This is a genomic window from Chlamydia sp. 17-3921, from assembly GCF_902705545.1.
Taxonomy (GTDB): Bacteria; Chlamydiota; Chlamydiia; order Chlamydiales; family Chlamydiaceae; genus Chlamydia.
On record NZ_CACSHH010000011.1, the window covers coordinates 1 to 20025 of the forward strand.

Genomic DNA, 20025 nt, shown 5'->3' on the forward strand with positions numbered 1-20025 from the left:
GATTTTCTTTGATAGGTAGATATCTAATCTTCATGAAAGTTTTTATCATAAAATAAGATTATTGACGTTAGAAATTATGAATAAAGGCTGAGAAAGAATCTTTCGATTTTGTAGAAGTCGTTTTTGTTAAAAATACTCCAAGAATGAATAGAGTTAGCGAAATAAGGGTCAAAAATCTAGGAGATAGAGGAGAAGAAAAAGATAAAGGTGAGAGGATCTCTGTTCTGTGAAGCCATGGATGTGCGAGCAACCAGGAAATAATGGTTTCTGTAAAAGGAACAAGTAAAGGAATGATTATAGAACTCAAAATAAGAACAATCAATGGAAGAAGTAGTAAAGGAAAAAATAAATTATAGATAAGTCCGTCAAGAACAAAACTTCCAAAAAATTGTATTAGAGGTAAAAAAAGAAAAATTTGCACAGACAGTGATACAGAAATTACACTTAAGAGGTAACGAATAGGGCGTAACCAAAATGGAGAGAACAAAATAGTCCAGGGGGTATAGAGGAAGGAATATATTGGAAAAAAGAAAAGTTGTATTCCTAAGGTTGCAAGAAAACTTAAAGCAAAAGCTGGAGATATAATAGGAAAAAATTGAGAACATATAAGAAAGCCAAGCCCTAAGCGATTAAGTCCTGAACAAGATCCTAAAAAATAAGGGGAAAGGCAAAATAAAGATATTGAAATCCAAGCTCGCCATACGGAGGGCGAAAAAGGCAATACACTCATTAAGAGAGTCAGCACTACGAAACTTATAAATTTTTTAGTTTTTAAGGTAAAAATAGATAAGAATAATTCTAAGACAGAAGCAAATAGGGAAAAATGCCATCCAGAAATAGCAAAAAGATGAGAAAGCCCTTTTGATCGAAATAATAAACTCAGATCTTTAGGAAGTGGGAAACCAAGAATGAGACTTAAGACAAAAGCCTTAGAATTTTCTTTAGAGAATCGGTTTTGTAGGCGAAGAAAGCAGAGCTTTCTTAATCTTTCTTTTATAGTAAGAGGTTTGGGTTTAGAGAGTTCGTGGTTGCTAGCATTAGACTTAAAAATAATTTGGGGTGTATGATGTAATGTCCCTTTTAGTAGATAAGTGCGTTTTGGTTCTAAGTAAGATTTCGATAAGATTTTGCAAGGAAGATTATAAAGAGTTTTTCCACAAAGAGTATAAAGATTCAAGGCTTCCCCATAGTAGACATTCTCTTGACAAGCATGATGTATTCTGAAGGTTCCTGAGACAAATCCTTCATGAAAACTTTGAACCGGTGGAGTTATTAATAAAGGAATAAGCCAACATAAACCTTGAAGCGTCCTTTCTTTTAGATTGTAAGAAAAGAAAGGACACAAAAATAAAAGAATCAAAGCTCCACAATCAGGATAGGTTCGAGCTATTGTTCCAGCTAGCCAGTAAAGAGCACACAGAAATAAGGGATGTTTCTGTTGAAAGTTTTGACACTTAGTTTTTCCGTAAGTTGTCCAGGATTTTAGAATTTTAGGGAATGGGAATGAGAAAGTTCGCATATAGTTTAACTTCGGAAACCCTCAATGTTCCTCTTTTAGAAGTTCTTTCTGTAGAGCAGCTTCGCAAAGAAATGTCTTGGAATGATGTTTCACAGATAGCCCCTCGTTTACCTCGAGGTTGGTTTGAATTGATGGGGTTAGCAAAACAAGATCGCTTAGATTTTTTTTTGGAGTACTGGAGTTCTATTTTAGCTTTTGAGAATAAGGAATTTCCCGGTATTTGTCGTTTTTTTTCTCTATTAGAAACTTTGGAGGTCTATCTTTGTCGGACTGCTCAAGGACCTTTTGATGTGAAGATGCTCTATATATTTCAAGAAGAACGTTGTTGCTTTCAGGGAGAACCCCCCTTGATGGATTTAGATGAGCGAAGCTTTCCTCTATTAAGAGATGATCATTATCGGCGTTTCTTTTCTGTACACAATGGGTTTAGTAAATTGGAAGACGAAGGTATTCTTTCGTATCGTTCTTTAGCAAAAGTTCAGCAAAAATTACGACAACAACTAGTAAAATTAGGCTACATTTATCCTGAAAATGATTGTTGCTCTTTGGGACTATTTCCTTTTTATGGTTATGAAGAGCCTTTAACATACCAATGTTTTCTTTTAGATCCAGAGATTTGCGGGAATTTTTCTTCTCCGAGTATTATAATCGGTGAACAAGAGCGTGATTGTTTTGGGATAGAAAATTTAGAGGTTTTACAACTTAAAACTGGATTCTTCCCTTCTTTCTTATCTTGGTTAGAGGCTTATTTGCATAGCGAAAATGTGTATGACAGATAAAAATATTCAACACAGTCTATTGTATACAGATTATGAAAATACCGATTCGACGTTTGAAAATATAAGTGAGAGATCAGTAATCTGTACTGTTAGAAATCTTTCAGGAATTCATGTGCGTCCCGCAGGAACGATAGTTCGTTTACTCGATGGGGAAAAGTGTGAAGTTAGTTTCTCTTTTGATAAGAAAACAATTAACGCAAAGAGTATTATGAGTATTTTGATGCTGGGAGCCCCTCAGGGAGGCGAGGTACTTGTTTCTGTTCGAGGTCAAGATATCCAAGATGTTCAGCGTATTTTGGAAAAATTACAAAATGCTTTTGAAACTGGCTTTGGAGAGTTATAAATGTGCGCCCCTAAGTCTTTGAAAGATAGCGTTGAAGAATGGCGGATTTCAGGAAAAGCCATAGTTCCTGGAATTGCTTTGGGAAAAGCTTTTTTTTTGGAGACTTCGCCTTTACATATTCGTGAGCTCACTCTGCCTCAAGAAGAAGTCGAGCATGAAATACATCGTTATTATAAGGCTTTGAATCGTTCTAAATCAGATATTGCTGCTTTAGAACAAGAAATCGTAGGAAAACAAGAGCTTTGCGAAGTTTCTTCCATTTTACAAGCACACTTGGAAATTATCAAAGATCCTTTGCTAACAGAAGAAGTTGTTAATACAATTCGTAAGGATCGAAAAAATGCTGAGTATGTCTTTTCTTCAGTAATGGGAAAAATCGAAGAATCTTTGTCGGCAGCTCAGAATTCTTCTGTTGTTGTAGATCGTGTTCAAGATATTCATGATATTTCAAATCGTGTGATTGGACATCTTTGCTGTCAGCATAAAAGTTCTTTGGGGGAATCAGATCAAAATATTATCGTTTTTGCTAAAGAACTTACTCCTTCAGAAGTTGCTAGTGCGAATCCCGCCTATATTCGTGGATTTGTTTCTTTAATAGGAGCTGTAACATCTCACACTGCAATAGTTTCTCGAGCAAAAAATATTCCTTATTTGGCAAATCTTCCTGAAGAACTTTGGGAACAAGCTAAAGAGTATAGTGGTAAGCTTGTCTTAGTAGATGGGATTCGTGGTGAGTTAATCTTTAATCCTAAACCTAAAACATTACAAAACCGCTATGAACAAAAAAGTTATACTGTAGCTGCTAAACCCTTGCTGTCGTCAGTTTCTACAGTACCAATTCCCACATCGGTAGCTTCACATGCAGGAAGTTTGCAAGATCTTTCCATTTTGGCTGAATATTCCCCAGAGATTTCTATTGGATTATTTCGATCGGAGTTTTTAGCCCTAGCCTTGAGGCGTATACCTTCAGTTCAGGAACAAGTGGCGGTGTATAAGCAGTTAGCAAGTTTTTCAAAACGAAGTAAGCCTTCTGTTTTGCGTTTATTCGATTTTTGTCAGGATAAACCTTGTCCAGGAGACCAAAGATCCTGTGAACGATCTGTTCGCTATTTACTAACATCCCCGAAAATTTTAACAGATCAATTGGGAGCTATTTTAGAAGCTTCGGAAAATAACGTAATGAAAATTCTCCTTCCAGGAGTGTCTGATGTTGTAGAGATTTTAAAAATTAAAGAATTTTGCTTTAAGATTGCTCAAGAACAAGGCACCACATCCCATATGAAAAATCTTCTTTGGGGAAGTATGATAGAGTTGCCTTCCGCAGTTTGGCTGATAGAAGAAATTCTCGATGAATGTGATTTTGTTACAATTGGGACAAATGATTTGACTCAGTATACTTTAGGAGTATCTAGAGACGCTTCTCTACCTTCATATCTAGACGTAGACTTATCTCCCGCGGTCATACGTATGATCCGACATGTAACATTCTTTGCTAAACAAAAAAATATTCCCGTAAGTATATGTGGTGAAGCCGCAGGGCAATTGCAATTAGCTCCCCTATTCGTGGGATTGGGGGTTCAAGAATTATCTGTAGCTATACCTATAATTTCTGAATTACGACAGTGTCTTGCTGGTCTAGATATGAATCTGTGTTTAGAGTTTGCTGATAGACTATTTCGAGCAAAAACTTGCGAGGAAGTTAAACTTTTATTAGCTTAAAATGCCATAGTAGAACGCATTGTAGACATTTCTTCATCAAGTTGTTGTTTAGCATTTTGAAAAGCTGCCCGAAATAAATCTTCAACGATTTCAGAATCTTCAGGGTCTAAGCATTTGGGTTGTACTTTTACTGAAATAATATCGTACTTTCCATTGATCACTATAGAAACAAGACCATTTCCTGCTTGACCTGTGTAGCGCTTTTGTAACAAAGCAGCTTCCATCTCCGCAAAATGTTGTTCCATCATTTTAGCTTCTTTTTTCTTTTTTGCATATCCGCTGCCCATATGATTATTCCTTAGTTAAAATTCCTGAAAATTCTACAGCAGAAAATTGTAGTAGTGTATCTATTTTTGCTGATTCCAATATTGAAGGTGTTTTTTTTTCTGGTTTACTTTCTTTCATCTCTTGTTGAGGTAAAATCTCTGCTGTTGGATGAGATAGAAAACTTTGTTCTTGATAGTGGTTCTCTGAAAAAAGAGAGCTTGAAGGTGAAGTATTTTTAGAAGTATCTGCTTCCTGACAAGTTAATCTCTGTGTGTCTTGTATTGTAGAGATGAGTTTAGAGAGAGAGGGTCTATGAAAAATTCTTATGAGATGAATAATTACGGTTTCTAAAAATGTCTTTTCAAAGATTGTATGTTGAATGTGTTTTGCTGACTCTCCAAGAAAATCAATGACTTCTAAAAGTTGTTCTGAATCATATTGTATTGTTGTTTGATCTTTGAAAGATGTGTTGGGCTGGTTTTGAGAAAGAAGAAGATCTCGATAAAATAAGGTTAAGTCATGAAGAAATGTTATAGGAGCCACTCCAGAATTAATGAGCAGTGTTATTGGTTGCAGAGCTTTTAGATAATTTCCTGTACGGATAGCTATATCGAGAGCTTGTAATGTGTCGAAAGATGCAATACCTAGGGCGTCGGCTACAGTTTGTGGAGTTATTTCATTTGGTAATAATGCTATAACATAGTCAAAAAGTGATTCCGCATCACGAAGACTTCCTTGAGCGGATCGAGCTATGGGAAGAAGAGCTTCTTCAGAAATTGTTAAAGCATGATCTTTAGCCATAGTAAAAAGTTTTTTTACAATTATGGTGTCAGGAATTCTTTTAAGGTGCATTTTTTGGCAACGACTTAAAATCGTATTAGGAATCTTATGAATTTCTGTTGTTGCTAAAAAAAATTTTACATGTTGGGGAGGCTCCTCTAGTGTTTTTAACAAAGCATTGAATGCTTCTTTTGTTAACATATGTACTTCGTCTATGATATAAATTTTACATGACGATTTTGCTGGAGCAAAGACCATAGTTTCGTTAATTTGTCGAATATCTTCTATGCCTCTATGAGAAGCTCCGTCAATTTCAATAACATCTAAAGAAGATCCTGAAGTGATTTCTCTACAAGAAGAACAAATGTTACAAGGTTCTCCTTGAGAATCGAGCTTTGAACAATTAAGGGCTTTAGCAAAAATTCTTGCTAGTGTTGTTTTTCCTGTGCCTCGAATTCCTGAAAAAATATAAGCATGTGCTGAACGTTTCAAAAGTAGTGCATTTTTTAATACAGTAACAATGGAATCCTGACCTAGAATCTCCACAAAAGTTTGAGGACGATATTTCCTTGAGGAGACTTGATAGGGTGTGTAAGTCATTTTTGTTTCCTAAAAGTTTCGAACAGAAGACTTTATATTAAAAAAGCCTAGTAAAAAGCAGACAGCCACTTAGGGCTTATTAGTTTTATATTACATGATTTCAAAAATAGTCGCATCTACTAGCCTGTATACAAAAAGTTTCCTATAAAATTGGAAAGCTCAGCATGTTTAGGAAATGCAAAAAACACTTCCACATCTTTTTCTAATATTTAAAATTAAGAAAAAGATTTAAGTATTATAAATTTTAAATAAAAATTTTATAAAATAGACATCTCTAGGTATGGTTCTTTAGTTTTTTCTTTTGTTTCTTTGAAACAACAGCAACAGAAACTTTTCAAAATACGACTCACTACAAGAATAATTTTATATAAAAAATAAATAAAACAGAGAACACCAAAACCTCCGCAAAAGGCTAAAACTGCCTCTCCAAAACGTTGGTTTAAAATTTCAGCACATACTGGGTTTTCACAATTGTCTGTTGGTGTGTAGGGGAGTTGGCTGCGGATGAACTTATTTTCTTTTCTTGCTTGTATGCAAAGATAGACAGCATAAAATAAACCAAATAACGGAATAGTCCGCATGATGTTGTGATGTTTAGGATAACTCCAGACTTTAATAGAGACTTTCTCTACAGAGGAATTACTTCCATTTGGATGTGTATGCATATGTGCTGGAAGAACAACTGTTAACATAAGATTTCCTTAGATTCCTTTTTTAAATTGAAGAAGGAAGGTAGGGAATCAATAATTTTTTGTCGAGAAAGGTTTAAATTGCTTCAGATAGGTCTCTGGGGGTATTTAGCAGCAACTTAAACAGCAGTGACAGGTAATTCTAAATAGTGCTCTAAAAATTTTTAAGATGGTGAGAATGATCAAATGGATAAGATGGACAGTAAGTAAGACTCCTAAACCTCCCCAAAATGCCAAACATGCTTCTGCATAGCGTTTAATAGGAATTGAAGAACAGAGTTTGTTTTTACAAACCTCTGTAGGTTTATAGGGCATGCTTTTATTCAATCTTCTACTTTCCTCGATAGCTTGCACTAGAAGGTATACTGAGTAAAACAGGCCAAATACTGGAATTAATCGAAAGAACTCATGATACTCATAGTAGCCATAAATTGATATATTCATCTCCTCAACATATTGTTTTGATCCGTCAAGAAAAGTATGTTGATGAGCTGGAAGTGTGATAATTGGCACGGCTGTCTTTGTCAAAAAAATTTTTAAATCGCAAAAAATGATATGTTAAAAAATTTTTTTAATCAAGATTTTGTCAGGATAAACTCGCACACAAAGAAGCGATGAAATCGCTACAGAGAATGATTTTAAATAGGGATTTCAAAAAAATTCTTTTAATTTACTTATTCTAGAATATAGAAAGTATTTTTAATAATTTTCGCAAAAATACTTAAGAAAGCATTTTATTTATCTTAATTTGAAAGAAGAAATTTTATAGTCTTAAGGGAGATTAAAGTATTCATATCAAATAAATTTAGGTTTGTTTGCATAACGGTGGGTACAGTGCAAATCCTAATTTATTATCATTACGCATGTAACTAATTGTAGTTTGCGAAAAAATATTTATAATAAGAGAAAATATCTTCTTTAGGCTTCAAAAAATATTAAAAACCAACCTTGAAGAACTGTTATGATTTATGTGGTTTAGTTTGTTTAGAAAATCCGCAGTGAGTACGGCAGTGACAGATTAATGCTTTAATCATATTAACAAGAGTAATAATGAGGAGAACTGGAAGAAGCAGACCAAGTCCTCCAAAAACTGCAACAACTACAGGAGCAAATCGATCTTTGGCAAGAATTTTGCACTGCTTATTGTGACACGTAGCTTGTGGTGTATAACCAAGCTCAGAAGAAATTATTTTGAGATCTTGTTTTGCTTTTCGGTATAAACATACTGCATAAACTAGTCCTACCAGGGGAAGGGTTAGTGGAATAAATTTACATCCACTCGGTGGTTTCATAGAATATGGAATAGAAATGCTTTTTGACTCAACTTGTTGAGTGCGATCTTGAGAAATAGCGTGATTATGACTTGGAATTAACATATTATCCGCGCATCTAATTTAGTTTTTAAACACAATTATAATACTATTAATTAGATATATTTAAAACGATTTTTTTCAAAAATAGATTTGAATAATATGTGTTGTGAAGTGGAGAAAGAAAAGAAGTCCATAGATCTAGAGAATAGCGAGCAGTAATGGCAAGGCAACCTTGAAGGGGATGATAGGGAGGAGGGAGTTCTTGGCTACAACTGAAAGTCAAATGAAGTCTTAAAGCCGCAGCTTTCGCTAGGACTATGGCATCATATTTACCGTCTTCAAGTTGTTGTAAGCGCTCCTCGATAGTCCCTCGAATATCCAAAACTTGTCCTAAAGGAAAAAGTTTTTTTAGGGTTTCTGCTCGACGTATGGAAGAGCTGCCAAGACGAAGATTTAGAGAGGGAGGGGGGTACCCTTCATGGCGATTTGCATAGATTAAAAGATCTGCAGGATGAAGACTTTGTGTTATAGCAACTATAGGAAGATTTGAAATAGCTGGAAGATCTTTAGCAGAGTGGATAGCTATGTGACATTTTCCTTGGGAAACAAGATCATCAACATCTTTAGTAAAAAAATTTGAGTTTTCTACTAGACGTAAAGATGTTTTCTTATCCCGATCTCCTTTTGTTGTCGTTGTTATAAGTTCAAAGCGCAGTGCAGGATAATGTTTCTTTAATAAATCTACACACTCGTATACTTGGGCTTTTGCTAAAGCAGAGCTTCGAGAGGCTATCTTTAAAGAAGCTTTTCCTGCACGTAAATCTTGAAATAGAGAATTAGCTGAGGAGGAGGATGGCATCTTGTATTGTTTTCACTCCTTGTATTACGAAGTTTTCAGAATTTTCTTTCGGGAGACCCGAAATCTGCCCTTCAGGAATAACAGCTCCCTTAAAACCCATCAATTTACTTTCTTTGAGACGGCGTTCTAAATGGGTGACGTGTCGAATTTCTCCTCCTAAACCAACCTCTCCAATAAAAGTAAAGTCTTTAGGGGGAAGTGTGTTGTGTAAAGAAGAAATTACAGCAAGTAAAACTCCGAGATCTGCCGCAGGTTCTGTAATTTTTAATCCCCCAGTAATCGATAAGAAGACGTCCATAGTGAAAAGTTTTACTCGCACACGTTTTTCTAATACTGCTAAGAGAAGAGAAAATCGGTTGGGATCAAAACCCGAAGTCTTTCGAATTGGATTTGTAAAAGGGGAAGAAGAAACTAGAGCTTGTAGTTCTATGAGCAAAGTTCCTGAACCCTCAACAATTGGAGTAATAATAGAACCAGTAGTTGCTACAGACTTCTCTTGTAGGAAAAGTCCTGAAGGATTCAAGACCTCCTTTAAACCATCAGTATGCATAGAAAGAATAAGAAGTTCGTTAGTCGGGCCGAAACGATTTTTAACGGAGCGAACCATTCTATAATTCATTTGAGAATTCCCTTCGAAGTACAAAACTGTATCGACAAGATGCTCCAAAACTCGAGGTCCAGCAATTTCTCCTGATTTCGTAACATGGCCAATGACAAATGTTGTAATATGGGATTGTTTTGCTATACGCATAAGCTCAGCAGTAACTTCTCGAACTTGTGCTACAGATCCTGGAGAAGAGTTCAATAAAGGATTAAACATAATTTGAATAGAATCAATGATCAGGACATCGGGAGATAAAAGAGATATCTGTTGTTTGATGTTTTCTAAGTTTGTTTCTGGATAAAGATAGATCAGAGAATTTACTATTTTTAAACGTCTAGCACGTAAAGATGTTTGAGTTACAGACTCTTCTCCACAAACATAAAGAACTTTTAGTCCTTGAGATGCCAGTCTTCCTGAGATTTGTAAGAGCAAAGTAGACTTCCCAATACCAGGATCTCCTCCAAGGAGTGAGATACTTCCTCGAACTACCCCTCCACCAAAAATCCTATCCCAACCTGCTCTGTCTATGAATACACGTTCCTCCTCTTGAAGCTCAACAGCACTTAAGGAGACTGCTGAGATTTCAGATATTGAAGAAGAGTCTCGACGAGTAGAGACTACCCGCTCTTCAATAAGAGTATTCCAGTTTAAGCAGTCGGGACATTGTCCTTGCCATTTTAGAGTACTTGCTCCACATGTGTTACAAGTCCATTGAGTTTTAATTTTTGTTGCCATGTATTTCTAAGGCTTGTTGAGCTGCTAATTTTTCTGCTTCTTTTTTTGAGGTGGCAAAACCTTCTCCCCAGAGTTCATCATGGATAAAAACTTGAACATGATAACCTGTCATTTCGTTATTGTGAGTGTGGAGTTTTGCTTGATAATTTGGAAGAGTTCTTAGATGTTTTTGAGTAAATTGTTGTAGACAGTTTTTAGGATTACCAGACATTAAAGGTTGGATTTTCTCTTTGGATGGAAGAAGAGGAACTGCAAGCTGACGAGCAGGAGATAGTCCTCCATCGAGGTAAATAGCTCCCAAAATCGATTCAAATAAGTTTGCTTGGGAAGAAAGCTTTCCGCGCTCTTTCTGTAGTTTTTCTCCTTTTCCTAGGAGGAGATGGGAACAGATCCCTAGTGCTTCGGCATAACCGCTACATGCTTTTGTGTTAATAAGGGCTGAACGTGCTGTAGATAGCACCCCCTCCTCTAATGTTGGGAATAAAAGAAATAGGTGCTCAGTAACAATTAAACATAAAACAGCGTCCCCAAGGAATTCTAACCTTTCATTGTCTTTAATCAGAGATGAGGATTCATTTCGATAAGAAGGGTGAGTAAAAGCTGTGATTAAGAGCTGAGGTTGGGTAAAAGTAAATTTTAATTTGGATTCGATTTCTTTAATATTAATCATGGTATTCATGAGCTTTTGTATTGAGCTATTATTGACTAATTTAAGAGGTTTTTTATAGGTGGAAAAAGGCTTAAAGTCTATAGTACTTTTAGATTTTATCACCTTATTTGGATAAGTATGAGGTTTGTTTTACACCTCGAGCACTTGCGCCATTTCCAAAATCACGGGTCTATTTTATTTGAAGCGTTGGTACCTCTTAAAGATTGTTTTTTATTAGAAACAACAATTCGAAAGTTTGTAAACGAGCTATCAAAAAATACAAATCACGTGCGTTGGAGAGAAAACGTGTTTCGTTCTGTCCCAGAGATTGTATCTGTGGTTCAGAAACGGCGTCTTTCACAATTTGCCGCAGAACTCGTTCATCGTCCAAAGTTGTCTTTGGTTAGGGATCTTTGGGTTTTCCCTGGAGAGCCTATTCCTGATGGAGAAGAAGATTGCCAGCTTTTCTTATCTCTTTCCGGGAAGAGTTGTGGAGTTGGGGTTTTTTTTATAGGTCCATACCCTTCTTCTCTTTATGAGTTAGAACCCAAAACTAGTGGCTTATTCCTAGCCTTTTCTTCAATAGGCTGTCCTGTTTTTTAGTCGTGTTCGTTATAGTAGCTTGTGAGAAATTGCTTGCCACTCAAGATCGTTTATGTTTATGAAATCCTCAAAAGTCTCCGATATGAGGACCCCCCTTAATGAAGCAGCTACAGCAACGTATAAAAGCTCTTTATGATGTAACTACAGCAAAAAATATTTTAAATTGGTTATCTGGAAGTTCCTCTCAAGAGGAGAAGGACTTTATAATTCTATTGTTGCAAGAAAATCCCGATCAATTGAAAGAGCTTTTCGGAGAAACTTTAGTTTTTGGAACTGGAGGACTTCGTAGTCTTATGGGAGTCGGCACAAATAGGATGAACGCTTTTACTGTTCGCCGAACAACCCAAGGTTTGTCTCAGATGTTGCATCGTCATTATGATGTCTCTAAAGGTATTCTTAAAGTTGTTGTAGGCTATGATACACGACATCATTCCGAAGAGTTTGCTCATGAAACAGCTAAAGTTTTTTCTGGAAATGGAATTCATGTTTTTCTTTTTAAAAATCCTGAACCCCTAGCTTTAGTTTCTTTCACTGTTCGTAAGAAGAAAGCTGTCGCTGGTGTGATGATCACAGCTTCTCATAATCCTCCTGAATACAATGGTTATAAAGTGTATATGGCTTCAGGTGGCCAGGTCCGCCCTCCTTTAGATGCAGAAATTATTTTGGAATGTGCTGGTGTAGAGGAAATCCTTTCTGTAAATTCTATAGAAGATCCTCGTATTCATATGATCGGCAAAGAATATGAAGATGCCTATATAGATACTGTAAAATTTTTACAGCTATATCCTAATGACAACCGCATTTCGGGAGGAACTTTACATCTTTCTTATACTCCTTTACATGGAACGGGGACTTCTATGATCCCCAAAGTTTTAAACAATTGGGGATATTCTTCAGTGAAACTTGTTGAGGAACAATCTATTCCTGATGGAAATTTTTCTACGGTGCGTTTACCAAATCCTGAAGATCCTGAAGCTCTAACTCTTGGGATTAATCAGCTTATAGCAAATCGAGATGACATTTTGATTGCCACGGATCCAGATGCGGATCGTGTTGGAATTGTCAGTTTAGAAGAAGAGGGGCCTTATCGTTTTAGTGGAAATCAAATTGCATGTTTGCTTGCGGATCATATTTTAAAGGCTCGATCTAAAAAAGCTCCCTTAACTACGAACGATAAGGTAGTAAAAAGCCTTGTAACTACAGAACTTTTAACTGCAATTACTCATTACTATGGGGCAGATCTTATAAATGTTGGAACTGGATTTAAATATATCGGAGAAAAGATTGAGGCTTGGCGAAATACTCCTTTTAATTTTATTTTTGGCGCAGAAGAGTCATATGGCTACCTTTATGGCAATCAAGTTGAAGATAAGGATGCTATTATTTCTTCTGCATTAATCGCAGAGGCCTCTTTACAGCAAAAATTATTAGGAAAAACTTTGCGCCATGCAATTTTAGAACTTTATGAAGCCCATGGATATTTTCTGAATAAAACAGAATCCATAGAATTTCTCCAGGAAGAAGAATCTCATATGAAAGAAAAACTCAAGCATATGGAAAGCTTGGGAGTACATTTCCCTTCTTTACAAAAAGAAGAATTAGTAAGTTTCGAAAACTATAATCGGCGTATTGGTATCAATTTAATCTCAGATACTTCTTATGTCTTAGATTTTCCAAAAATGTCTATGCTATGTTACTACTTTTCCAAAGGAAGTAAATTAATTGTAAGACCTTCAGGAACAGAATCAAAAATAAAGTTTTATTTTGAAATTCTGCAACATTATGATGAACCGTCTGTAGACAAGGCTATTCAGTTGCAAAGAGAAAAAGAAAGCTTCGCTTTGCTAGATAGTTTTGTTTTAGATTTTAAAAAAATATTTTCTTCTCTCTAGTATGCGATTCCCCTTGAGAGAATATCGTTAAGCTATCTAGACTCAATTCAAAGTCTTAACCTTAAAGGAGGATGCCTCATAAAAGGTTGCTTTAGGGCTTAGAACTAGCCCCCGAAAAAGTATGCTTCAGTACGTTCGAAATTTCCCGGAGCTTGCCGCGGAAAGTTCTATAAGATCAATACGAAGAAAGGACTCATTTTATGAATCACATTCCTTATACATTACCAGACCTTCCCTATGATTATGCTGCTTTAGAGCCTGTAATTAACGCGGAGATCATGCTTTTACATCACCAAAAACATCATCAGGCGTATGTAAATAATTTAAATCAAGCTCTTAAAAAGCTTGATACCGTAGAAACTCAACAAAACCTCACTCAGTTGATTGCTTTAGAGCCTAGCTTGCGTTTTAACGGTGGGGGACATATTAATCATTCCTTGTTCTGGGAAATGCTTGCACCCCCTAGTTTAGGTGGGGGACAGCCTCCGAAACATGAACTTCTTAAGGAGATAGAAAAAACCTGGGGAACGTTAGATAATTTTCTAAAAATTTTTATAGATTTTTCTGTTGCAATTCAAGGGTCAGGTTGGACATGGTTAAGTTTTTGTCCTCAAAAACGAGAGCTTATGATACAAGCCACAGTAAATCAAGATCCCCTAGAGGCTACAACAGGAAAACTCCCCATTTTTGGAGTAGATGTCTGGGAACATGCATACTATCTCCAATACAAGAATGCTAGAATGGATTATTTAAAGGCTATTCCTCAGATAATTAATTGGGAATATATTGAAAGTAGATTTAATGAAATAGTTCATTTTAAGAAATAATTCATTTTTAAATAGTTGTATAGAGCAATTTTAATTGAAAAATTAATAACTTTAATTTAAAATTGCTCATTACAAATCTTAAGCCAGGTGACTTGTGCGTTTATTTTCTTATGACAAACCCAAGATAAAAGTGCAAAAGATTAAAGCAGACGGTTTCAGTGGGTGGTTAAAATGTACCCATTGCCATGAGATGATTCATGCGAATGAGTTGGGTCAAAATTATAACTGCTGTCCTAAGTGTTCGTACCACTACCGCATTACTGCAGTTGAAAGAATCCAATTGCTCGCAGACAAGGATTCTTGGCGCGCACTATACACCAATCTTAAATCTCAAGATCCTTTAAATTTTTCTGACACTGATACCTATGCAAATCGTTTAGAAAAAGCTAGAAAAAACAATTCACAGAGTGAAGGAGCTTTTGTCGGCGTTTGTACTATTGGTCAGCATCCCGTTGCTCTCGCTGTTATGGACTTTAATTTTATGGCTGGTTCTATGGGAGCTGTCGTGGGAGAAAAGCTTACACGGCTTATTGAAGGAGCTATTCAATCCCGGCTTCCTGTTATTATTGTTTGCGCTTCTGGAGGAGCTCGAATGCAGGAATCAGTATTTTCTTTAATGCAAATGGCTAAAACTTCAGCAGCTTTAGCTAAGTTGCATGAAGTTGGGTTACCCTACATTTCTGTATTGACCAATCCAACCTCTGGGGGTGTAACAGCGTCTTTTGCTGCTTTGGGGGATATAATTATTGCAGAACCCAAGGCATTAATTTGTTTTGCCGGACCTCGAGTTGTCGCTCAAGTCATAGGTGAAGATCTTCCAGAAGGAGCTCAAAAATCTGAATTCCTACTGGAACATGGTATGATTGATATGATTGTCGATAGAAAAGAGTTAAAAAACTCCTTGCAGACTTTGCTTGATTACTTTTCTGCTCAAGAATACACTGGAGGCAAAGATAAGACTCCAAGAGATCTTTCTAAGAGGCTTAAAGAATTTTTTTTATTGACAGATGATAGTGAATAAAGCACCATGCTGCGCCTGATAACGATAGCGTTACCCGTATGACTGTTTTTTGTGAGTTAGAGTCTCAGGAATGTTTTCCTGAGTATGCAACAGAAGGCGCCGCTGGCGCAGATTTAAAGGCAAATATTAAAGAACCTATTGCTTTATTGCCTGGACAGCGAGTTCTTGTTCCTACGGGATTGAAAGTTGAAATTCCTTTAGGTTATGAATTGCAAGTTCGTCCAAGAAGTGGTCTTGCTTTAAAACATGGTATCACGGTCTTAAACTCTCCGGGAACTATAGATTCTGATTATCGAGGAGAAATCTGTATTATCTTAATTAATTTAGGTGAGAGTACGTTTATCATTGAGCCAAAGATGCGTATAGCTCAGGCTGTAGTCGCTTCTGTAGTACAAGCAAAATTTGTTGCTATTAATCAAGATGAAAGCTTGAGTGCGACTGTTAGGGGTGCGAGAGGTTTTGGGCATACAGGAGAAAACTAATATGCCTGTCTATTGTGAAAAACAGCAAGAATTCTCATTATCTTCTTTGCTATCTCCAAAACTAATCCTCTTTTTAGAGAAGTGCTCTCGTGATGAAATTCTTCATGAACTTACCGAGCTTGTAGACTCTTTTGGATTACTTGAAAATAAAACTGCTTTCTTTCAAGCCCTAGTGAAACGTGAAAATATTATGTCTACAGGGATTGGTATGGGAGTTGCCATCCCCCACGGAAAATTAGACGGTCGTTCTGAGTTCTTCATCGCTATAGGAATTCACTCTCAAGGTATTCTCTGGGATTCCATAGATGGAGCTTTAGTTCGTCTTATTTTTTTAATTGGAGGACCAGACAACGCCCCTTCCGAGTATCTTAAGTTATTATCTACATTGACTCATACTTTGAGAGATGAATGTCGAAGACAACGACTTCTGAAAGCAAAAACTGTAGAAGAAGTCTTGAGCGTATTTATAGGGGTATAGTTGTTATGGATCTAAAGTTAGAAGAAGTTGCTTGTTTGTTAGATGTCTCTGAACACACTGTTCGTCAGTGGTTGGCAGAGGGCTCTATTCCTAGCTACAGCATGAATAATGAACTGCGTTTTAATCGTGAAGAGATAGAAGACTGGATTTTACATAATCAATCCATGTTTATGGATAGTTCGGAGCATCTCAATGATATTGGGTCCCGAGATCTTTCTTTAAAGTATAGCTTATATAAAGCTATTTATCGTGGAGGGGTACTTAGCAACGTCTCCGTAAAAACTAAAGAAGAGATTTTACATTATGTCGCAAATTATATGGCAGAAAAATTTCAGCTAGATGCCACCGTTCTTTTTGAAATGCTTTCTTATAGAGAGAATTTGATGTCTACGGGGATTGGAGAAGGACTCGCTTTACCTCATGCAAAGGATTTTCTTCTTAATGCTTATTACGATGTCGTTATTCCCGTGTTTCTTTTAGAACCTATTGATTTTGGAGCTTTGGATGGAAAACCTGTAAACGTTCTTTTCTTTCTTTTTGCCTGTCAAGATAAAAGCCATTTAAATCTGATTAATAAAATTGTTCATTTAGGAATGTCTTTAGAAGCAAGAAACTTTTTTAGAGACTCTCCCAGTAAAGATCAACTCTTAACTTATATTAAAGAGTGGGAATCACAAACTCATTAATATTGAAAGCTTATAAAAGATTTTCAAGTCCAAGTTGTGAAAAAAATCCTATTGTTGCTATGGTGATCTCATAGGCTTCTCTAGGAGATTGTACCAACATGATGAGTTCTAAACGTATCTCGCAATTGGCTTTGCTCTCAATCTTTTTAACGTTTTCTCATGATGTGGGTTATGCTAGCTCTAGATCCACCATAGGACTTCATACCTCTTGTATCCATCCCACGGATTCTAAAAAGATTAATAAAACCTTTGGTGAGAAGAAAAAACATAAGTTAAGACAGAAGCGTATAGCATCTTCTAAGAAGACCGATGGATATGCACACAAAAAAGTTTTTAATCCTAGTGCAATTATAAAAAACTTTTCTAAACCTAGAATTTATGTCGCTAAAAATGAAAAAAGAACGTCTCAGCGCGAAAAAATAATGGATCGTAAATCTACAGTAAGCTTGTTTCAAGAACTTGCTGATGAATTTTGCTCAGGAAAAGAAGCTTCAACAGTTTCTTCTAAGAAAAAGTTTGCTACGCGTCCAGAATCTTCTTTGAATCTTTCTCAAACTCTTGTTAAAACATCTGAAGTTGATTCTAGAAAGTTTTGTGTAGCGCCCCAAGAGATCTCAGATTCCAAGGAATCTTCTCAAATAGCTATTCAAAATAATATTAATGATGACGAATGTTTTGAAGAAAAAGTCATTGTGCATAATAAGATAGAAGACACTCCTCTAAGAGAATTAGCGAAAGGAGCTGCTTTACCTATTCTTGTTCGACCAGACCCTACTGTTGTAGAACAAGCTCAGAAAACTCGTCTTCTAGAAGAGTTAACAAAAGAACGTAGGTCTAGCAGAAGAAAGTCTGCAAGGCAAGTTTTAGAATCTCAAGAAAATACTAAGATCGTTAGAGATGGTAGTGTGACATCTACGTTGCGTTATAATGTTGAGAAAGCTGTTTCTATTAAAGAAAAGCGTAATGCTTCTGTTCACCCACAAATTCGTGCACAGAAGTCTTCCTACTCTCGAAGAGAGAAAAAAGCTGAGGCTGCTGTAGCTGCCAAAGGAGAAAAATCTTCTAATGTATCTCAGTCTGAAGTTTCTAAACAAAAAACCTCTAAGAAAGATCAGCAGCCAACAAATTACTATAAGACAGCTTTAGGTGGGGGAAACACTAATATAGAATCCTATCTTGATGCTAAACAGCATCGTTGCGACTCTTCAGAAACAGATTGGCCATGTTCCTCTTGCATTTCAAAACGCAGAGCTCATACAAGCATTTCTGTATGTACTATGGTTGTTACTGTAATCGCTATGATTATTGGAGCCTTAATTATTTCTAGCGCTACTGATGATCCTAGGGTACCTGCAACACCTACAACACCTACTGGAACGACAGGAACAGTCTCGACAGCAGTTTCTTAGATTTTTTACAGAAGATTTTATCTAAATTAAAAAAAACTGAGAAAGTTTCGAGTAATTTGTCAATTTTTATCTTTGTTTATGAAGATTTATTCAAAATAATTTTTATATAGCTCTTCTTAACTATATAATTAACTTTGTATAATATTCTTTTGTATGTTTATGCCTCATGTAAATCTTAATTCAAAAACACCCCAACTTAATCCTATTAAGATTCCATCTTTTAGTGATAAGCATCCCAAAATCACTAAGGTTTTAGAGATTACAGGAATAGTGCTCGGAATTTTTGCTATTATTTCTGCAATAACACTTATTGTTGGAATTGCTTTTGGTTTTCCTGGAGGGCTTGCTATAGGCGGAGCTGTACTTTTGGGAGTGGGGATCTCAATTTTAGCAGGAGCTGTAGTTTCTTTGGTTAAAAGGGAACTCGCTAATCGAAAGAACCTTCATAGTCAAAGACTCTTGAAGCAAGAGACTCAACGTCGTAAGGATATTCAAGCACTTAACCCTAGATTGAATTTTGATGTAAAGGATTCATGGCCACTTTATGATCAAATAAAACATCTTTTTGCGAATTTTGATTTTTTTATAAATTCTCATACAAAGTCTATTCTAAAACAAATTCGTTTAGATGATTCAGATCTATCTAGAAACATTTTAGTTCCTTCAAAACCAAAAATCTTAGAGAAAAATACACATCTAGAAATTGGATCAGATTCTGAAGAACTTTTTGAAACTCCCCGCTCTCAAAGTTCTATTTCCGAAGTTTTGAATCGGAAAGATGTAATGGAAGAAATTCTTTTGGATGAACATACTTCCCTCTATGAACTTGCTGAAGAAGTTATAAGTAATCATAAATTATGTGTGGAACTTCTTGAATCTAGAAGACAACTCCTTTCAGAAGAAAATCTGCAACACAAATCCTTGAACATCCCTGGAGTTGAAAGTAGAAACTTCCATCTTGTGGATGTATGTTCACGTATTATAGATGGACTGTCTTCTGCTGGCGGAGTGCTATCTGTGAAAATTCCTGCATTAAGTAAGAATATGCAGAAAATTTATGTCGCTGTTGTAACAATATTAGTTATTGGAGCAATTTCTACTGTGGTTCTTACTGCAGCATTTGTCTCTGGGGGAATTTTCTTGCTTCCCCTTCTTTTAGCTGTAGCTTTAGGGGGTGCCGTTGTTGTTGCTTCAAGTGCACATGTTTTAAAACTCTTTTTAAGTAAAACAAATCGTAATAAAAAAGAACAGATTGAAGAATTAAAAGAATCTTTAGATATTAATAAGCTGAAAGTAATTTCAGATTTACAAAATCAGCTGCTTGTATCTCTTCAATTTACTCTTAATAAAGAGAAGCAGAACGCTGCTAAACATGCAAATATAAATGAGAAATATGCCCTTATAAGACAAACCCTTGCAAAAAATCCTGAGAAATTAGGTTCTTTATTTAGCGAATTGAGAAGACTGTTACAACAATTACGTATGGAGGATTCTGATATAGACTATACAGTTGCAGAACTTCTTTCTGGGGAAATTGTCAATACAGATAGGCGTATCCAGGAGATTTTGAAGCAATATGACCAGATTTCAAGTGCAATTCAATTGGCAGAAGAAGAGCAAAAGTATTTATGGTCGAATTTTGAAGTAACGCAGAATGACATGATGTCGCTTTATCAAGACTTCATAAACCTTCTTGAGCAAACCAAAGAAATCATGGATTCTGCTCAGAAAATACAAGATGAGCTTATTCAAGCATTAGAAAGAAGCTAAC

At 36.0% G+C, this 20025-nt stretch carries 21 protein-coding genes; 12 read left to right on the forward strand and 9 right to left on the reverse strand.

Translation table 11 applies throughout. From position 1 onward, the window contains the following. Positions 1-67 precede the first annotated feature (67 nt). On the reverse strand, positions 68-1519 hold the full coding sequence (locus tag JMS40_RS02850) for a ComEC/Rec2 family competence protein (protein WP_201456771.1): 1452 nt from the start codon (positions 1517-1519) through the stop codon (positions 68-70). Here JMS40_RS02850 and JMS40_RS02855 point away from each other — a divergent pair. The 3 genes from JMS40_RS02855 to ptsP are packed head-to-tail and all read left to right on the forward strand — an operon-like array spanning position 1504 to position 4360. After that, complete coding sequence (locus JMS40_RS02855) at positions 1504-2298, forward strand: hypothetical protein (protein WP_201456772.1); 795 nt, start codon at positions 1504-1506, stop codon at positions 2296-2298. The genes JMS40_RS02850 and JMS40_RS02855 overlap by 16 nt on opposite strands. Then, positions 2288-2641, forward strand: coding sequence for an HPr family phosphocarrier protein (locus JMS40_RS02860; RefSeq protein ID WP_201456773.1), 354 nt, complete (start codon positions 2288-2290; stop codon positions 2639-2641). Before JMS40_RS02855 ends, JMS40_RS02860 begins: the two co-directional genes overlap by 11 nt. Beyond that, positions 2642-4360 (forward strand): phosphoenolpyruvate--protein phosphotransferase, encoded by a 1719-nt coding sequence (ptsP, locus tag JMS40_RS02865; RefSeq protein WP_201456774.1) that lies wholly within the window; start codon positions 2642-2644, stop codon positions 4358-4360. It abuts the gene before it with no gap. Here ptsP and JMS40_RS02870 read toward each other — a convergent pair. The 8 genes from JMS40_RS02870 to rnc form a co-directional block, all read right to left on the reverse strand. After that, positions 4357-4647: a YbaB/EbfC family nucleoid-associated protein gene (locus tag JMS40_RS02870; RefSeq protein ID WP_201456775.1), complete on the reverse strand. Its 291-nt coding sequence runs from the start codon at positions 4645-4647 to the stop codon at positions 4357-4359. The genes ptsP and JMS40_RS02870 overlap by 4 nt on opposite strands. Positions 4648-4651: 4 nt before the next feature. Beyond that, a complete protein-coding gene (gene dnaX, locus JMS40_RS02875; RefSeq protein ID WP_201456776.1) occupies positions 4652-6007 on the reverse strand; it encodes a DNA polymerase III subunit gamma/tau in 1356 nt (451 codons plus the stop codon). Positions 6008-6264: 257 nt separating this feature from the next. Next, the gene (locus JMS40_RS02880; protein WP_201456777.1) at positions 6265-6699 is read right to left on the reverse strand and encodes a hypothetical protein; all 435 of its coding nucleotides are present in this window, start codon (positions 6697-6699) and stop codon (positions 6265-6267) included. Positions 6700-6804: 105 nt separating this feature from the next. After that, the gene (locus JMS40_RS02885) at positions 6805-7224 is read right to left on the reverse strand and encodes a hypothetical protein (RefSeq protein WP_201456778.1); all 420 of its coding nucleotides are present in this window, start codon (positions 7222-7224) and stop codon (positions 6805-6807) included. Positions 7225-7655: 431 nt separating this feature from the next. Then, a complete protein-coding gene (locus JMS40_RS02890) occupies positions 7656-8072 on the reverse strand; it encodes a hypothetical protein (RefSeq protein ID WP_201456779.1) in 417 nt (138 codons plus the stop codon). 46 nt (positions 8073-8118) lie between these two features. Next, a complete protein-coding gene (locus JMS40_RS02895; RefSeq protein WP_201456780.1) occupies positions 8119-8868 on the reverse strand; it encodes a hydroxymethylbilane synthase in 750 nt (249 codons plus the stop codon). Further along, complete coding sequence (gene radA, locus JMS40_RS02900; RefSeq protein ID WP_201456781.1) at positions 8846-10207, reverse strand: DNA repair protein RadA; 1362 nt, start codon at positions 10205-10207, stop codon at positions 8846-8848. The genes JMS40_RS02895 and radA overlap by 23 nt, the downstream gene beginning before the upstream one ends. Then, complete coding sequence (gene rnc, locus JMS40_RS02905; RefSeq protein ID WP_201456782.1) at positions 10191-10886, reverse strand: ribonuclease III; 696 nt, start codon at positions 10884-10886, stop codon at positions 10191-10193. Before rnc ends, radA begins: the two co-directional genes overlap by 17 nt. Positions 10887-10994: 108 nt before the next feature. Here rnc and JMS40_RS02910 point away from each other — a divergent pair, with 108 nt between their 5' ends. The 9 genes from JMS40_RS02910 to JMS40_RS02950 all read left to right on the forward strand — a co-directional run bounded on the left by JMS40_RS02910 (position 10995) and on the right by JMS40_RS02950 (position 20024). Beyond that, positions 10995-11459, forward strand: coding sequence for a DUF5070 domain-containing protein (locus tag JMS40_RS02910; protein WP_201456783.1), 465 nt, complete (start codon positions 10995-10997; stop codon positions 11457-11459). 98 nt (positions 11460-11557) lie between these two features. Next, positions 11558-13351, forward strand: a complete 1794-nt coding sequence (locus tag JMS40_RS02915) for a phospho-sugar mutase (protein WP_201456784.1) — start codon at positions 11558-11560, stop codon at positions 13349-13351. A gap of 200 nt (positions 13352-13551) precedes the next feature. After that, positions 13552-14178, forward strand: coding sequence for a superoxide dismutase (locus JMS40_RS02920; protein ID WP_201456785.1), 627 nt, complete (start codon positions 13552-13554; stop codon positions 14176-14178). Positions 14179-14272: 94 nt separating this feature from the next. After that, entirely contained in the window at positions 14273-15199 is a 927-nt protein-coding gene (accD, locus tag JMS40_RS02925) for an acetyl-CoA carboxylase, carboxyltransferase subunit beta (protein ID WP_201456786.1), read from the forward strand. A gap of 38 nt (positions 15200-15237) precedes the next feature. After that, positions 15238-15681 (forward strand): dUTP diphosphatase, encoded by a 444-nt coding sequence (gene dut / locus JMS40_RS02930; protein WP_201456787.1) that lies wholly within the window; start codon positions 15238-15240, stop codon positions 15679-15681. A 1-nt stretch (position 15682) separates the two neighbouring features. Continuing rightward, positions 15683-16159, forward strand: coding sequence for a PTS sugar transporter subunit IIA (locus JMS40_RS02935; RefSeq protein WP_201456788.1), 477 nt, complete (start codon positions 15683-15685; stop codon positions 16157-16159). 5 nt (positions 16160-16164) lie between these two features. Next, positions 16165-16845 carry a PTS sugar transporter subunit IIA gene (locus JMS40_RS02940; protein ID WP_201456789.1) on the forward strand — a complete coding sequence of 227 codons (681 nt, stop codon included), beginning with the start codon at positions 16165-16167 and terminating at the stop codon, positions 16843-16845. A gap of 98 nt (positions 16846-16943) precedes the next feature. Then, positions 16944-18254, forward strand: a complete 1311-nt coding sequence (locus tag JMS40_RS02945; protein WP_201456790.1) for a hypothetical protein — start codon at positions 16944-16946, stop codon at positions 18252-18254. A 153-nt stretch (positions 18255-18407) separates the two neighbouring features. Continuing rightward, positions 18408-20024: a hypothetical protein gene (locus JMS40_RS02950; protein WP_201457119.1), complete on the forward strand. Its 1617-nt coding sequence runs from the start codon at positions 18408-18410 to the stop codon at positions 20022-20024. The last annotated feature ends 1 nt before the right edge of the window (position 20025 follow it).

What these genes read in the sequence shown, in the direction of transcription:
- JMS40_RS02950 (WP_201457119.1), top strand. Translation starts at nt 18,408, where the DNA reads ATGTTTATGCCTCATGTAAATCTTAATTCAAAAACACCCCAACTTAAT.
- JMS40_RS02935 (WP_201456788.1), top strand. Translation starts at nt 15,683, where the DNA reads ATGCCTGTCTATTGTGAAAAACAGCAAGAATTCTCATTATCTTCTTTG.
- dut (WP_201456787.1), top strand. Translation starts at nt 15,238, where the DNA reads ATGACTGTTTTTTGTGAGTTAGAGTCTCAGGAATGTTTTCCTGAGTAT.
- ptsP (WP_201456774.1), top strand. Translation starts at nt 2,642, where the DNA reads ATGTGCGCCCCTAAGTCTTTGAAAGATAGCGTTGAAGAATGGCGGATT.
- JMS40_RS02860 (WP_201456773.1), top strand. Translation starts at nt 2,288, where the DNA reads ATGACAGATAAAAATATTCAACACAGTCTATTGTATACAGATTATGAA.
- JMS40_RS02855 (WP_201456772.1), top strand. Translation starts at nt 1,504, where the DNA reads ATGAGAAAGTTCGCATATAGTTTAACTTCGGAAACCCTCAATGTTCCT.
- JMS40_RS02920 (WP_201456785.1), top strand. Translation starts at nt 13,552, where the DNA reads ATGAATCACATTCCTTATACATTACCAGACCTTCCCTATGATTATGCT.
- dnaX (WP_201456776.1), bottom strand. Translation starts at nt 6,007, where the DNA reads ATGACTTACACACCCTATCAAGTCTCCTCAAGGAAATATCGTCCTCAA.
- JMS40_RS02945 (WP_201456790.1), top strand. Translation starts at nt 16,944, where the DNA reads ATGATGAGTTCTAAACGTATCTCGCAATTGGCTTTGCTCTCAATCTTT.
- rnc (WP_201456782.1), bottom strand. Translation starts at nt 10,886, where the DNA reads ATGAATACCATGATTAATATTAAAGAAATCGAATCCAAATTAAAATTT.
- JMS40_RS02880 (WP_201456777.1), bottom strand. Translation starts at nt 6,699, where the DNA reads ATGTTAACAGTTGTTCTTCCAGCACATATGCATACACATCCAAATGGA.
- radA (WP_201456781.1), bottom strand. Translation starts at nt 10,207, where the DNA reads ATGGCAACAAAAATTAAAACTCAATGGACTTGTAACACATGTGGAGCA.
- JMS40_RS02890 (WP_201456779.1), bottom strand. Translation starts at nt 8,072, where the DNA reads ATGTTAATTCCAAGTCATAATCACGCTATTTCTCAAGATCGCACTCAA.
- JMS40_RS02915 (WP_201456784.1), top strand. Translation starts at nt 11,558, where the DNA reads ATGAAGCAGCTACAGCAACGTATAAAAGCTCTTTATGATGTAACTACA.
- JMS40_RS02895 (WP_201456780.1), bottom strand. Translation starts at nt 8,868, where the DNA reads ATGCCATCCTCCTCCTCAGCTAATTCTCTATTTCAAGATTTACGTGCA.
- JMS40_RS02850 (WP_201456771.1), bottom strand. Translation starts at nt 1,519, where the DNA reads ATGCGAACTTTCTCATTCCCATTCCCTAAAATTCTAAAATCCTGGACA.
- JMS40_RS02910 (WP_201456783.1), top strand. Translation starts at nt 10,995, where the DNA reads ATGAGGTTTGTTTTACACCTCGAGCACTTGCGCCATTTCCAAAATCAC.
- JMS40_RS02870 (WP_201456775.1), bottom strand. Translation starts at nt 4,647, where the DNA reads ATGGGCAGCGGATATGCAAAAAAGAAAAAAGAAGCTAAAATGATGGAA.
- JMS40_RS02940 (WP_201456789.1), top strand. Translation starts at nt 16,165, where the DNA reads ATGGATCTAAAGTTAGAAGAAGTTGCTTGTTTGTTAGATGTCTCTGAA.